Genomic DNA, 13,541 nt, shown 5'->3' on the forward strand with positions numbered 1-13,541 from the left:
ACAATCTCATCGACAATCCAGGAATCCGCTGGTCCGGCGCCCTGCGCACCCGAAAAACAGAGCTCAGCCCACAGGCGGGGTGCCGTGCGTGTGGAACGACTCGATGGTCTGCAGGCCCCAGGCCTGCCCCTTCTTGCGCTCCGCCTCGGTCCAGGTGACGAGCGGCCAGTCGGGGGCCAGGACGAGGCGCGTGAGCGGGTTGCACAGCTCGATCCGGTTGCCGCCGGGCTCGTAGACGTACAGGAAGAACGTCTGCTGGATGGCGTGCTTGTGCGGGCCCGTCTCGATGAACACGCCCGAGTCGATCGCGAGATCGGCGGCGCGCAGGATGTCCTCACGGGTGTCCGTCGCGAACGCGATGTGGTGCAGCCGCCCGGAACTGCCGGTCCAGTCCGAGGTGTAGACGACGTCGTACGACTTGTTCGTGTACGTCAGCCAGCGCGCCGCGATCCTCCCCGTGTCGAGACGGATCTGCTCGGTGGGGCGGGCGCCCAGCAGGTCCTGCTGGAACTCGGAGTTGGCGAGCACGTCGGCGGCGAGGAAGTTGATGTGGTCCAGGCGCCGTACGCCCACGCCCCGGTTGGGCTTGGCCTGCGGCTGGTTCTTCAGGGCCGGCTTCAGCTCGTCGGGGGCCCGGTAGTACTCGCTCTCCCAGTACAGGGCGTGCTCGTGACCGTCCGGGTCGGTGGTGACGTACAGCTTGCCGAGGCCGGGTTCGTCCTCGGCCCAGTGGCCGGTGCCGCCCGCCGCCTCGACCGCCGCGACCCGGCGCCGCAGGGCCTCCTCGCTGGAGGTGCGCAGGGCCAGCCGGCCGAGACCGGGCTGCTCGCGGGCGGTGAGCACCAGACTGTGGTGCTCGTAGTCGTCGAAGGTCCGCAGGTAGACCGTGTCCCCGTCCTGCCCGCTGACGGTGAGCCCCAGGTAGTCCGTGAAGAAGCCGACACTGGCGTCCAGGTCCGGGGTGAAGAGCTGGGCGTGGCCGATGTGGGCGATGTCGCCGAGCGGCGGAGTCATCGTTGACCTCCAAAGGAGCGTGCGGGCAGGGGGGCCGTCTCGGCGGACCTGGGGAAGACGGTGCCGTCGAAGATCTTGCGGGCCGTGCGGACCACGGCGGTGCGGCGGGCGGAGGGCAGACCGTCGGGGGTCGACCCGAGGCTACTTTCGATATCGAGGAATCCCGTGGGATGTTCTATGCGAATCCGGTCACTTCCGGCGTCGATCCGCGCCAGCTCCGCCCCCACGCTGCCTTCGATCCGCAGGCCCGCCGCGACACTGGCCGCGCCGAGTACCCCGATCGACGGGTGGCAGCGCACAGGAATGAAGGTGCGGGTGGCGACCGCGCCGTCGCCGCGGGGCGCGGCGAGCAGCGTGAGCTTGGGCACGGTGGTGTCCGAGACGTCGCCGAGACCCATCAGACGGCCCGCCGCCAGGCGGATCCTGCGCAGGCGGTCGGCGAGCGCGACGTCCTCCTCCAGGTCCCTGGGCAGTTCGTAGCCGGTCACCTTGAGCGAGGTGGCCGCGATGAGCACCGTGGGCATGCCGTTGTCCACGCAGGTCACCGCCACACCGTCGATCTCGTCCCGGGCGTTGCCCGTGGGCAGCAGCGCGCCGGCGCCCGGCGGGAACTCGATCACCACGGGCGCGGCCGTCCCCGGCACTCCGGAGATCTCGGCGGCACCGGTGTAGTCCACCCGGCCGCCGGGCGTCGGGAAGGTCGCCGTCGCGTAGTCGTCGGAGTTGACCATGCGGATACGGACGGCGGTCTCCTCCTCCCCCGCGGCGACCAGCCCGCGCTCGACGGCGAACGGACCGACGCCGGCCAGGATGTTGCCGCAGTTCTGACGGTCACTCACCTCCGGCCGGTCCACGGCAACTTGGAGGAAGAGATAGTCGACGTCGGCGTGCGGGTCGGCCGACGGCGACACCACGGCCACCTTGCTGGTGAGCGGGTGCGCGCCGCCCAGCCCGTCGATCTGCCGGACGTCCGGAGTACCCATGACCCGCAGCAACAGCTCGTCGCGCAGGGCCGGTTCGGCCGGAAGGTCGTCGGCGAGGAAGTACGCGCCCTTGGAGGTGCCGCCCCGCATCAGCAGGCAGGGCAGCTCCTCGGGCACGGAGGTCACGACGACTCCCCCGCGTACGCGTCGTACGTCTTGTACTCGACACCGAGCCGCTTCAGGGTCTCCCTCAACCCATAGCGGTCCAGGCCCAGTTCACCCTCGAGGAAGGCGGCACGGGAGAGGGCCTCCTTGGCCTCGCGGGCCTCGGACGCCTCCGCGGTGGCGCGGGCACGCTCGCGCGGGACGACCACGACACCGTCGTCGTCGGCGAGGACCACGTCGCCCGGCCGGATCACCTGGCCGTCGATCGCGATCGGCACGTTGACGGAGCCGCCGGTGGCCTTCACGGTGCCCTGCGAGGAGACGGCCCGCGACCAGGCGGCGAAGCCCATGTCCCGCAGTTCCTGGGTGTCGCGGATGCCGGCGTTGGTGATCACACCCCGCACTCCGCGCCGCTGGAGCGCGGTCGCGAAGAGCTCGCCGAACATGCCGTCGGTGGACGGGGAGGTGGTGGTGACGACCAGGATGTCGCCCTCGCCGCACTGCTCGACCGCCGCGTGGATCATGAGGTTGTCGCCGGGCCAGCTGAGCACGGTCACGGCGGTCCCGGCGACCCGTACGCCCTGCTGGATCGGGCGGATGTCCGGGCCCAGCAGTCCGGTGCGGCCCATCGCCTCGCCGACCGTGGCCACGCCGAAGCCGGCCAGCGCGTCGACGTCCTTCAGCTCCGCCTTCGGCGGGTCGGTGACGATCACGCCGCTCACGCCAGCTCCTTCGCGATCTGCGGGTAGGGACGCATGAACGCCTCGGCCATGGTCTTGTGCGCCAGGCCCAGGTTCGGGCCGGCGTTGCGCTTGAGCTGGACGCCCCGGCGCACCGCGAGGTCGGTGTAGTAGTCCCACAGATGCTGCTGGGCACCGAGGCACTCCATGGCCCGGCGCTTGGTCTCCCACACCTCGGTGATGTCGAGCAGAACCTCGGGCTTGAAGCCGCTCATCTCCGGCTGGTGCGGCTCGAAGTAGAAGACCGGCGGCGCGCCGATGATCTCGCCCTCGCCCGGGTAGCCGATGGCCTGGGCGAGGACCCTGGCCTCCAGCGCCATGCGGTTGGCGGCCGGGTGGTCGCCGTTGTACGGGTCCTCGGTGGGGTGGGTCAGCACCACATCCGGCTGGGTGTCCCGGTAGACGGCGACGAGCCGGTCGGTCAGCTCGGCGGTGGCCACGAGCGGGTAGTCGCCGGCGTCGAAGAAACGGACCTCGGCGCCCAGGGTGGCGGCGGCGCGCTCGGCCTCGTCCCGGCGTATCGCCTTGATCTCGTCGAGCTTCCTGCCCTCGCGCCACGCCTTGGCGGACTCGCCGCGCTCGCCGAAGGTCAGGCACGCGATGGTGACCTTCTCCCCGCGGGAGGCGGCCAGGGCGATTGCGCCGCCTGCCCGCCACACGAAGTCGCCGGCGTGTGCGGTGACGACGAGGGTCGATCGTGGTGGGCTGGCGGGCGCGTTGGCCTGGGTCATTCTCAGATCTCCTTGGTGACAGGTGGGCGCCCGCCCCGCGCAGCCGTGATCAGTCGCGCAGCGCCTCGATCACGCTGGTGAGGTGGGCGCGGACGGCCGTCTCGGCCGCCTGGGGGTCCCTGGCCCGGATCGCTTCGATCATGGTCAGGTGCTCGTTCAGGGATTGCTGCGGCCTCCCCGGCCTCAGCGCCAACTGGAAGCGGTGACGCACCAGTTGGGCGTTGAGCCGCTCCAGCAGCTCCTGCGCGGTCCGCTGGTCGGAGAACTCCCGGATGCGGCCGTGCAGTTCGTGGTTCAGGTCGGAGTAGGTGACCGGCTCGCCGTCGGCGACGGCCTTGGTCATGGCCGTGCCGAGATCGGTCAGCTCGATCAGCTGGTCGTCGCTGGCCGCGACGGCCGCCTTCGCCGCGCACAGTCCTTCGAGGACCATGCGGCACTCGGTGATGGCGACCGCTTCGTCCACGGTCACCACCCGCACCCGCGAACCGCGGTTGCGGATCCGTTCGACGAGTCCCTGGGACTCCAGATCGATGAGTGCCGCGCGGATGCTGGCCCGCGTCACACCGAACTGCTCGGCGAGCTCGTTCTCCACCAGCCGCTGGGCCGGTGCCATCTCGCCGTGCAGGATCGCCTGCCGCAGCTGCGCGAGCGCATGCTGCTTGGCCTGCTCTCCGGTGCTCGGACGGGCTTCTTTCGGCATGGTTGCCCTCCCTGAGTGAGTGCCTGTCGAACCTAAATCTAGCGAAACAAGATTGTCAACAATTTTGTCCGCCGTATTGCGCGCGTACTGCCGCCGCGCCATGGTCCCACTGGACGGGCAGGGTCAGGAGGGGTGCGTACTACTTGATCAACGCGTTCGCCACGACCACGATCACGCCGAGCAGCGCGTCCACCGCCCCGATGAGCACCGCGACCGCCCACGGACGGCGCGCCTGACGGGCCGTGACCAGGCCGAGGACGAACAGCAGGGCGATGTTCAGAGCGAACGCGGCGTACTCCACCCCGCCCGCCGGCCACCAGCCCCAGCCGGCGCCCGCGAGGATGACGACGGTGGGCAGCACGGCCGCGACCAGGGGCCACTCCTCGACGAGGGTGCGCAGCGCGTCCCCCCGGCGGTGCGCGCCCCGTTCGGCGATGTAGTGGGCGTAGCCGTGCGCGAGCGCCGAGGCGAACGCGGTCACCAGCAGCCAGGCGGCGTCGTAGCGGCGGCTGTCCTGGGAGGTGTGCCCGTGCTGGCTGAGCGCGGCGACCATCGAGCTGGCGAGGACCGCGCCGTAGACACCACCGAAGAGCAGGGCTTCGCGCGTGTCGTGCCGGTGCGGCTCGCGCGCCGCCGCCGTGTCGTCCGCCATGGGCTCCACGATCACCCCGGGCCGCACGGGCCGCCAGTCGTGACGAAGTGTCCTCCCACCTGGTCCGACAGCCCACACAGTGTCCACGCCCGGCGGACGTACGGCCTCGCTAGGGTCGCCGCATGAGCACCGACAGCAGTCCCGGCGGTAACCCCGGTGGCCCTCCGCCCCACAGCTTCGTCGTCCACATCCCCGACGCCGACCTCGAGCCCGAGCCGCTCGATCCGCACCAGATCGTCGCCGGGTCCCCCGAGGTGACGGGCAAGGTGGTGTGGGAGTCGGCGGACGGCCGGCAGGTCAGGGGAATCTGGCAGATCACCCCGGGAACGGTAACCGACACCGAGGCGGACGAGCTGTTCGTGGTGATCAGCGGGTCGGCGACGATCGAGGTCGAGGGCGGCCCCACGCTGACGGTCGGCCCCGGCGACATGGCGGTGCTGCGCGAGGGCGACCGGACGACCTGGACGGTCCACGAGACGCTGCGGAAGGCCTACGCGATCACACTGTGACCGCGGGCGGGCGCGGCGTCGTCCCCCGTGCCTCCGGAACCGGTGGGGCCGGATGCGGCCGGCCCGGCCGGCGGCGTCACGGATGGCCGGGCTCTCCCGAGAGGACCGATCCCGGCGCGGCACAGGTCGCCCAAGGTGTCCGAATGTCTTGACAACTTGAGGAATCGGCCCGCAGGGTGGCCTGGTCGGAGCGGGAAGAGCGGCTGGAACGGTCCAGGAAAGGGCTGTGGTGACTGTCATGGTGGACGCGCTGGGAGTGGCCGTCGTCGGGTTCGGCTGGATGGGCCGGGTGCACACCCAGGCGTACGCGCGCGTACGGCACCACTACCCGAGGCTGGCCCTGCGGCCCGAACTGGTGACCGTCGCGGAGGAGGTGCCCGGCCGGGCCGACGAGGCCGCGCGGCAGTTCGGCTTCGCCTCCGCCACGCGGGACTGGCGCGAGGTGGCCGCCGACCCGCGCGTGGCGGCCGTCAGCATCACCGCGCCGAACTTCCTGCACCGCGAGATCGGTGTCGCCATGGCCGAGGCCGGCAAGCACCTCTGGATCGAGAAGCCGGTGGGTCTCACCCCGTCGGACGCCCGCGCGGTGGCGGACGCGGTGGCCGCGGCGGGCGTGCAGGGCGCGGTCGGCTTCAACTACCGCAACGCGCCCGCCGTGGAGACCGCCCGCGACCTGATCGCCGCCGGTGACCTCGGCACCGTCACCCACGTCCGCATCCGTCTCTTCAGCGACTACGCGGCCCACCCCGACGGCGCCCTGACCTGGCGGTACGAGCGGGAGCGGGGCGGCAGCGGAGTGCTGGGCGACCTGGCCTCGCACGGCGCCGATCTGGCCCGTTTCCTGCTCGGCGACATCACCTCCCTGACGGCCGACAGCGCGGTGTTCGTCCCCGAGCGGGCCCGCCCGACGGGCGCGACGGCGGGCCACAGCCTCGCCGTCGGCGGCGAGCTGGGCCCGGTGGAGAACGAGGACTACGTCAACTGCCTGCTGCGCTTCGCCTCCGGCGCCCGGGGCGTGCTGGAGGCCTGCCGGGTCTCGGTCGGCGAGCAGAACAACTACGGCTTCGAGGTGCACGGCACCGAGGGCGCCGTGTTCTGGGACTTCCGGCGGATGAACGAGCTCGGCGTCAGCCGGGGCGGCACCTATCAGGACCAGCCCGTCAGCACGGTGTACGTCGGCCCGGGCGACGGCGAGTTCGGCGCCTTCCAGCCGGGTGCGGCCAACGCCATGGGCTACGACGACCTGAAGGTGGTGGAGGCCTACCGCTTCCTGCGCTCGGTCGCCGAGAACGCCCCCCACGGGGCGACGCTCGCGGACGCGGTGCACAGCGCGACCGTGCTGGAGGCGATGGCACGGTCCGCGCGGAGCGGCTCCTGGGTGGACGTACACCCGTAGAGGTGGCGGTAGGGCCACCCCCGATCCGGCTCTCAGGCCCAGGGACCACGAGCCCCGGGAACGGCAGGCTTCAGGGGTCGGTGAACGCGGGCGGAACCCGCGGACGCCGGCACCGAATCCGCCACACCGAGAACTCGGGGGACCCTCATGTCCGAAGTCATCGCCCGCCGGCTGACCGGCCTCGCCGCCCTCGTCGCCGCGGTCGCCCTCATCGTCCAGGTACCGCTGTACTTCCTCTACGACGGGCCGCCGCCGGACGCCAACGTGCTGTCCCGGCTGCTCGTCGGGATCGTCGCGCTCGCCGCCCTGGTCGTGTTCGTCACGGCGTTCCGGGAGCTGGTCGGACGGGTCGACCCGGACAGCGGGTGGGTCGGCTCGATCGCCTTCGCCACGGGCCTCGTCTACGCCACGGTCACCCTGGTCTCGATGGGGCTGGAGGCCGGCGCGGTCATCGCCGTCGACCACCCGATCGACCCGACCATCGACGTCAGTGGCACCTACATCCTCTACGGGTCGATCTCCCGTCTGCTGCTGGCGCTCTTCCTGACCGCGCTCGGTCACGCCGTCACCCGCAGCCGTCTGCTGCCGCGCTGGACCGGCCGCTCGGCGTACGTCCTGGCCGGGCTCAACCTGGCCTTCGTGCCGTCCCTGTTCTTCGGCAACGACCCCGCGTTCTTCTACGCGGCGAACGGCTGGGGCACGACCGCCCTGATGGGGGCCCTCCTCAGTTACTGGCTGCTCGCCCTGGGCGTGTCCACGTACCGCAGCGCGGCGCGCCTCGTCCCGGCGGCGGGCGGGACACCGGCGGTGCGGCACTGAGACCGGGCCTTGGCCCGGGCCGGCCGCCGGTGTCAGCCGGCCGCCGGCCCGGGCGGCATGTTGTACGGGGTGACCACCTGGATCGCCGACGGCAGCGTGGGACCGGCGGGCGGCAGCGCGCCGTGCGCCCGCATCACGGTGTGGCAGGCCTCGCGCACGTCCTGGCGCAGATCGTGGTGGAGGACGGCGGACAGCCTGTGCCCGCGCAGCAGCCGGGTGTTGTCGTGGTCGAGGTCGTGCGCGACGAACACGGCGCACTCGCGGCCGAGGTCGGCGAAGGCCCGCAGGGTGGCGTCGTTGCCGCCGCCGATGGAGTAGACGGCGTGGATGTCCGGGTCGCGTTCCAGCGCGGCCCGGACGAGCTCGTACTGCGTGGCGTCCAGCCCCTGCCCCTCGGCGATCTCCACCAGCGTGCGTTCGGGATGCCGGGCCCGCATCACACTGCGGAAACCCATCTCGCGTTCCTCCTCGTTGCGGAAGAACCCGCTGCTCAGGCTGGTGAGCACATTGCCGGGGCGGTCACCGAGCCACTGAGCCATGAGGTAGGCGGCGGTGGCACCGGCGGCCCGGTCGTCGATACCGACGTAGGCGAGGCGGGCGCTGACCGGCAGATCCGTGACCAGGGTGACGACCGGGATCCCGGCGGCGACCAGCCGGCCGACGGCGGCGTTGGTCTCGGGGACGTCCGGCGCCTTGAGGATGACCCCCTGCGAGCCGCGCCGGGCTATCCGGTCGAGGGTGGCGACCTGTTCCTGGACCGGTCCGGTCTCCCGGAAGTGGAAGCGGGAGCGCAGCACCGCCGGGTGCAGGGACGGCAGCTCGGCCTCCAGGGCGGCCCGCACGGCGGTGGTGAACCGTTCCGGCGCCTGCATCACGATGTCGACCATGAAGGTGCGCCCGACGAGCCTGACCTGGGTGCGCTGCCGGTCCAGGTCGGCGATGGCACGCCGCACCTCCCGCACGGTGGACTCCCGCACCCCTCCCCTGCCGTTGAGCACCCGGTCCACTGTGGCCTCGCTCAGACCCGCCTGACGTGCGATCTCCCGGATGGGGAAGGGGTGGCCCACGCAATGCTCCCAGGGATCCGCTTGAGGGGTTTTTGATGGCCCCCTGCTGGTTGTTCGACGGGTTTGTCATGACAAGAATGGCAGCACTGAGCCGCCATTGCCATGGAAGGGACGACGATGTCCTTCACCCCCGTGCGGGGCCACGCCTGGCTGTCCGAGCAGGACTGCGACCTCGACACCTTCCGCCCGCTCGTCGAGCGCACCACCGACCTGGCCGACTTCCCGCACGCCTCGGCGGTGCAGGGCAATGTCCTCGTCTACGACAGTGAGCGTCTGCGCGCCCCCGGAACGGACCGCGCGGTCCGCGCCGAGCTGGTGCGGGCCCTGAGCGACGGGCCCGGGGTCGTCGTCTTCCGGGACGCCTTCCCCGACCCGGCGGTCGTCGACCGGGCCACCGCCGTCTTCGACGCTCTCATCGCCGAGCAGCGCGCCTCGGGGGCGACCGCCGGTGACCACTTCGCCCGGCCCGGCGCCAACGACCGCGTCTGGAACGCCCTGGAGAAGGTGGCCCTGCGGGACCCGGAGGTGTTCGCCGACTACTACGCCAACGACATCCTCGCGCTGGTCTCGCGGGCCTGGCTCGGCCCGGCCTACCAGATGACGTCCCAGGTCAACGTGGTCAACCCGGGCGGCGCGGCGCAGAGCGCGCACCGCGACTACCACCTCGGATTCCTCTCCGACGAGCGGGCCGCGGCCTATCCGGCGCACGTCCACCTGCTCTCCCCCGTGCTCACGCTGCAGGGCGCGGTCGCGCACTGCGACATGCCCGTCGAGTCCGGGCCCACGCTGTACCTGCCGTACTCGCAGACGTACGAGCCGGGCTACCTGGCGTGGCGGCGGCCCGAGTTCCAGGAGTACTTCGGGAAGCATCACGTCCAGCTGCCGCTGTCGAAGGGCGACGCGGCGTTCTTCAATCCGGCCGTCTTCCACGCCGCCGGCACCAACCGCACCACCGGCGTGCGCCGGACGGCCAACCTGCTCCAGGTGTCCTCGGCCTTCGGGCGCGCGATGGAGACCGTGGACCGGGAGTCGGTCGCGAACGCGGTCTACCCCGTGCTGCTGGAGCGCCGGGCCCGGGGCGTGGGCGAGGAGTGGCTGGAGCGGGTCGTCGCCGCGAGCGCCGAGGGCTACCCCTTCCCCACCAACCTCGACCGCGACCCGCCCGTCGACGGCCTCGCCCCGCCCTCGCAGGCGGACGTCCTGCGGCGGGCGTTGCGCGAGGAGTGGACCCCGCGGACGCTCCGGGACGAACTACGGGCCGGCGCCGCGCGCCGCACGAGCTGAAAGGACCTGTCCGACCATGGGACTTCTCGAAGACAAGGTCGTCCTCGTCAACGGCGGCAGCCAGGGCGTCGGCGCGGCCGTCGCCCGGGCCGCGGTCCGCGAGGGCGCCCTGGTGGCCGTCAGCGGGCGGCGGCCGGAACCGGGCGAGGCGCTGGTGGCGGAGCTGACCGCCGCGGGCGGCAAGGCGCTCTTCGTCCGGGCGGACCTCTCCGACGCCGCGCAGGCGAAGGGGGTGGTGGCCGAGACGGTCGCCTCGTACGGCCGCGTCGACTGCCTGGTGAACTCGGCGGGGCTGACCTCCCGGGGCACCCTGCTCGACACCACGCCCGAACTGTTCGACCAGCACATCGCGATCAACCTCAGGGCGCCGTTCTTCGCCATGCAGGCGGCCGTCGCGGACATGCTGGCTCGCGGCGCCTCCGGCACGGTGGTCAACATCATCACCTCTTCGGCCCACGGCGGTCAGCCGTTTCTCGCGCCGTACGTCGCCGCGAAGGCCGGGCTGATCGGCCTGACCCGCAACGCGGCCCACGCGCACCGCTTCGACCGGGTCCGGATCAACGGCCTCAACATCGGCTGGACGGCCACCGAGGGCGAGGACGCGACCCAGAGGGCCTTCCACGGCGCCGGGGACGACTGGCGCGAGCAGGCCGCCGCACGCCTTCCGATGGGCAGGCTGGGCCGGCCGGACGAGATCGCCGACTTCGTGGTGTTCCTGCTGTCCGAGCGGTCGGGCGTGGTCACCGGATCGGTGATCGACTGGGACCAGAACGTCCTGGGCGGCCTGGACTGAGCACCAGCGCATCGAGCCGGCCCGGCGATCGGGGACGAGCCCGCAGGGCGGCGGGTCCGGGGCGACGCCCCGGCGACAGACAGCAACCACAACACACCAGGAAAGCAGCGGAGCACATGCGCATCGGAATCCTCGGCCTCGGCCGCATCGGCGCCTTCCACGCCGAGACCCTTTCCGCACTCGACGCCGTCGGGTCGCTCGTCGTGGCCGACCCGTTCGCGGAGGCCGCCAAGAAGGCCGCCGAGCGGTTCGGCGCCGAGGTGGCGGACTCCCCCGAGGCCGTGCTGGCCGCCGGGGTGGACGGGGTCGTGATCGCCGCGGCGACCGACGCCCATCCGGGCCTGATCCTGGCCGCGGTCCAGGCGGGCATCCCGGTCTTCTGCGAGAAGCCCGTCGCCAGGACGATGAGCGAGGGCGTCGAAGTCCTCGAGGCCGTACAGGACAGTGCCGTCCCCATCCAGATCGGCTACAACCGCCGCTTCGACGCGGGCTTCGTCGCCGCGCGCGCGGCCGTGACGGCGGGCGAGCTGGGCACGCTGCACACCGTCCGCTCGACCACGCTGGACCCGGCCCCGCCGCCGGCCGCGTACGTCGCCGCGTCCGGGGGCATCTTCCGGGACTGTTCCGTGCACGACTTCGACATCATCCGGTGGGTCACGGGCCGCGAGGTGACGGAGGTGTACGCGGTCGGCGGCAACCGGGGCGCCGACTACATCAGGGAGGCGGGCGACGCCGACACCACCGGCGCGATCCTCACCCTCGACGACGGCACGATCGCCGTGGTCTCCAACTCCCGTCACAACGCCCGGGGTTACGACGTCCGGATGGAGATCCACGGCTTCAAGGACTCCATCGCCGTCGGCCTGGAGGACAAGCTGCCGCTGCGGTCGGTGGAGCCCGGGGTGAGCTTCCCGGCCGGCACCCCGCACGACTTCTTCATGGACCGCTTCACCGCCGCCTACCGCGCCGAACTCACCGCGTTCACCGAGGTCGTGGCCGGCACCCGCACCTCGCCCTGCACGATCGAGGACGCCCTGGAGGCGGGCTGGATCGCGGAGGCGTGCACGCTGTCCCTGCACGAGCACCGGCCGGTGACGATCGCGGAGGTCCGCGCCTCCTGAACCGGTGAGGCCGGCCGCGGCCGGTGAGCCGACGAGTGAGGGCGGCCGGGGGGAGGCACTCCCCGGCCGCCCTCACGGGCTCGACCGGCCCACGAGGTCACCGGCCCACGGATACGCCGGTTTGCCGGCTCACAGGCCGTAGCGGACCGCGAACTCGTCCGGGTCGTAGGCGTCCCGGGCCGGGTCCCTTGGGGTGGCCGGGCGCTCCTCGACCATGTCCTGCGGGAGCACTCGCTCGGGCAGCGCGCCGAACCGGGCCCTGCGCTCCACCTCCGCGGTGCCGGCCTGCTCTTCCTCCTGCATCTCACCCTCCCCGTCCACGACGTCACCCACCTGGTACCTGTCTGAACGTCCTCACCTCGCCGCTGGTTCCGCCGGCAGGTTGAAGACGTGGTCCGGGGAGATGATCGTGGTGATCGCGTCGCCGAACAGGGTGCTGGGTTCCTGGTTCTTGTAGTTGATGTCGGTGTTCAGCACGACCACGAGGGTCGCCCGCGCCGACGGCAGATAGATGGTCAGGGACTCGTAGCCGGGCAGCGAGCCGTTGTGGCCGATCCAGCCCTGCACGTCGAAGATGCCGAGACCGTAGCCGGTGCCCGGAATGGGGGTCGGCGGGGTGATCAGGCGCTGCTTCTGGGTGGCGGCGCTGACCATCCGCCCGCCGTCGGGCAGCACGCCCGTGGCCACGGTACGCGCCCAGACCCGCAGGTCCTCCAGCCGGGAGATCATCGCGCCGGCCGCCCAGCCCCACGACGGATCCCAGTCGGCGGAGTCCTCGACCTTGCCGGTCGCGGTCTGGTCCGTGTAGCCCTGCGCATGCGGGGTCGGGAACTCGTTGCCGGTCGGGAACAGGGTGTGGTCCAGTCCTGCCGGGTCCAGGATGTGGTCCTGGATGTAGTCGTTGAGATGCCGACCGCTCAGCTGCTCGACGACCAGACCGAGCAGGATGAGGTTGGTGTTGCAGTAGTAGAACTTCTCACCCGGCGGGAACAGCACGGGATGCTTGAACGAGTAGTCGAGCAACTGCTGCGGGGTGAAGGGCCGTTGCGGGTTCGAGGTCAGCGCCTTGAAGAAGTCCTCGTCGGCCGAGTAGTTGAACAGCCCGCTGCGCATGCCGGCCAGCTGACGCAGGGTGATCTTGTCGCCGTTCGGTACGCCGTCGATGTACTGGCCGATGGTGTCGTCGAGGCCGACCTTGCCCTCGTCGACCAGCTGGAGGAGCGCGGTGACGGTGAACGTCTTGGTCTCGCTGCCGATGCGCATGTAGAGACCGGGGTCCATCTTCTTGCCGGTGCTCTTGTCGGCGACGCCGAAGGACTTCACGTACTCGCCCCCGGGCGTCCAGATGCCGACGGACACGCCGGGGATGCCGGCCTGCTTCATGACCCGCTGCACGGCGGCGTCGACCTGCTGCTGTACGGCCGGGGTGAGGTCGACGACGCCGTCCCCGGACGAGGACGGCGAAGGTGGTTCGGTGCCGGTGACGGCCGAGGACGGCATCGCGGTCGCCACCCCGCCCGCGGTCGGCACCACCAGCGCCCCCACCGTGGCGGCGACGACGATTGCCCTGCGCAGTCGGATACACGGTCGTGTCATGGGCTCGCTCCCGATCGAGGAGGTTCCGCCG

The 13,541-nt window shown here is 71.7% G+C and carries 15 protein-coding genes; 6 read left to right on the forward strand and 9 right to left on the reverse strand.

From position 1 onward, the window contains the following. Nucleotides 1–63 precede the first annotated feature (63 nt). The 6 genes from OG440_RS05090 to OG440_RS05115 form a co-directional block, all read right to left on the reverse strand. Nucleotides 64–1,014: a catechol 2,3-dioxygenase gene (locus OG440_RS05090; protein WP_406005622.1), complete on the reverse strand. Its 951-nt coding sequence runs from the start codon at nucleotides 1,012–1,014 to the stop codon at nucleotides 64–66. After that, on the reverse strand, nucleotides 1,011–2,123 hold the full coding sequence (locus OG440_RS05095; RefSeq protein ID WP_406005623.1) for a 4-oxalomesaconate tautomerase: 1,113 nt from the start codon (nucleotides 2,121–2,123) through the stop codon (nucleotides 1,011–1,013). The genes OG440_RS05090 and OG440_RS05095 overlap by 4 nt, the downstream gene beginning before the upstream one ends. Next, nucleotides 2,120–2,824 (reverse strand): 4-carboxy-4-hydroxy-2-oxoadipate aldolase/oxaloacetate decarboxylase, encoded by a 705-nt coding sequence (locus OG440_RS05100; protein WP_406005624.1) that lies wholly within the window; start codon nucleotides 2,822–2,824, stop codon nucleotides 2,120–2,122. Before OG440_RS05100 ends, OG440_RS05095 begins: the two co-directional genes overlap by 4 nt. Further along, nucleotides 2,821–3,573, reverse strand: a complete 753-nt coding sequence (locus OG440_RS05105) for a PIG-L deacetylase family protein (protein ID WP_406005625.1) — start codon at nucleotides 3,571–3,573, stop codon at nucleotides 2,821–2,823. The genes OG440_RS05100 and OG440_RS05105 overlap by 4 nt, the downstream gene beginning before the upstream one ends. Nucleotides 3,574–3,622: 49 nt before the next feature. Continuing rightward, the gene (locus OG440_RS05110; protein ID WP_406005626.1) at nucleotides 3,623–4,273 is read right to left on the reverse strand and encodes a GntR family transcriptional regulator; all 651 of its coding nucleotides are present in this window, start codon (nucleotides 4,271–4,273) and stop codon (nucleotides 3,623–3,625) included. A 139-nt stretch (nucleotides 4,274–4,412) separates the two neighbouring features. Further along, entirely contained in the window at nucleotides 4,413–4,925 is a 513-nt protein-coding gene (locus tag OG440_RS05115; protein WP_406005627.1) for a hypothetical protein, read from the reverse strand. A gap of 122 nt (nucleotides 4,926–5,047) precedes the next feature. Here OG440_RS05115 and OG440_RS05120 point away from each other — a divergent pair, with 122 nt between their 5' ends. The 3 genes from OG440_RS05120 to OG440_RS05130 all read left to right on the forward strand — a co-directional run bounded on the left by OG440_RS05120 (nucleotide 5,048) and on the right by OG440_RS05130 (nucleotide 7,649). Then, nucleotides 5,048–5,434: a cupin domain-containing protein gene (locus tag OG440_RS05120; RefSeq protein ID WP_406005628.1), complete on the forward strand. Its 387-nt coding sequence runs from the start codon at nucleotides 5,048–5,050 to the stop codon at nucleotides 5,432–5,434. A 238-nt stretch (nucleotides 5,435–5,672) separates the two neighbouring features. Further along, nucleotides 5,673–6,830, forward strand: coding sequence for a Gfo/Idh/MocA family protein (locus OG440_RS05125; protein ID WP_406011257.1), 1,158 nt, complete (start codon nucleotides 5,673–5,675; stop codon nucleotides 6,828–6,830). Nucleotides 6,831–6,977: 147 nt separating this feature from the next. Beyond that, nucleotides 6,978–7,649 carry a hypothetical protein gene (locus OG440_RS05130; protein ID WP_406005629.1) on the forward strand — a complete coding sequence of 224 codons (672 nt, stop codon included), beginning with the start codon at nucleotides 6,978–6,980 and terminating at the stop codon, nucleotides 7,647–7,649. 32 nt (nucleotides 7,650–7,681) lie between these two features. Here the strand turns inward: OG440_RS05130 and OG440_RS05135 are convergent, their stop codons facing one another. After that, nucleotides 7,682–8,716 carry a LacI family DNA-binding transcriptional regulator gene (locus OG440_RS05135; RefSeq protein ID WP_406005630.1) on the reverse strand — a complete coding sequence of 345 codons (1,035 nt, stop codon included), beginning with the start codon at nucleotides 8,714–8,716 and terminating at the stop codon, nucleotides 7,682–7,684. 117 nt (nucleotides 8,717–8,833) lie between these two features. On the opposite strand from OG440_RS05135, the gene OG440_RS05140 reads away from it, so the two are divergent. From OG440_RS05140 to OG440_RS05150, 3 genes are all read left to right on the forward strand, one after another. Next, nucleotides 8,834–10,000 (forward strand): phytanoyl-CoA dioxygenase family protein, encoded by a 1,167-nt coding sequence (locus OG440_RS05140; protein WP_406005631.1) that lies wholly within the window; start codon nucleotides 8,834–8,836, stop codon nucleotides 9,998–10,000. A 16-nt stretch (nucleotides 10,001–10,016) separates the two neighbouring features. After that, nucleotides 10,017–10,793, forward strand: a complete 777-nt coding sequence (locus tag OG440_RS05145) for an SDR family oxidoreductase (protein WP_406005632.1) — start codon at nucleotides 10,017–10,019, stop codon at nucleotides 10,791–10,793. A gap of 116 nt (nucleotides 10,794–10,909) precedes the next feature. Continuing rightward, nucleotides 10,910–11,914: a Gfo/Idh/MocA family oxidoreductase gene (locus OG440_RS05150; protein ID WP_406005633.1), complete on the forward strand. Its 1,005-nt coding sequence runs from the start codon at nucleotides 10,910–10,912 to the stop codon at nucleotides 11,912–11,914. A 129-nt stretch (nucleotides 11,915–12,043) separates the two neighbouring features. Here the strand turns inward: OG440_RS05150 and OG440_RS05155 are convergent, their stop codons facing one another. Both OG440_RS05155 and OG440_RS05160 read right to left on the reverse strand, forming a co-directional pair. Further along, a complete protein-coding gene (locus OG440_RS05155) occupies nucleotides 12,044–12,217 on the reverse strand; it encodes a hypothetical protein (RefSeq protein WP_406005634.1) in 174 nt (57 codons plus the stop codon). A gap of 51 nt (nucleotides 12,218–12,268) precedes the next feature. After that, complete coding sequence (locus OG440_RS05160; protein WP_406005635.1) at nucleotides 12,269–13,510, reverse strand: serine hydrolase domain-containing protein; 1,242 nt, start codon at nucleotides 13,508–13,510, stop codon at nucleotides 12,269–12,271. Nucleotides 13,511–13,541: the final 31 nt, after the last annotated feature.

It is taken from the genome of Streptomyces sp. NBC_00637, from assembly GCF_045161545.1.
In the GTDB taxonomy this organism is placed as follows: Bacteria; Actinomycetota; Actinomycetes; order Streptomycetales; family Streptomycetaceae; genus Streptomyces.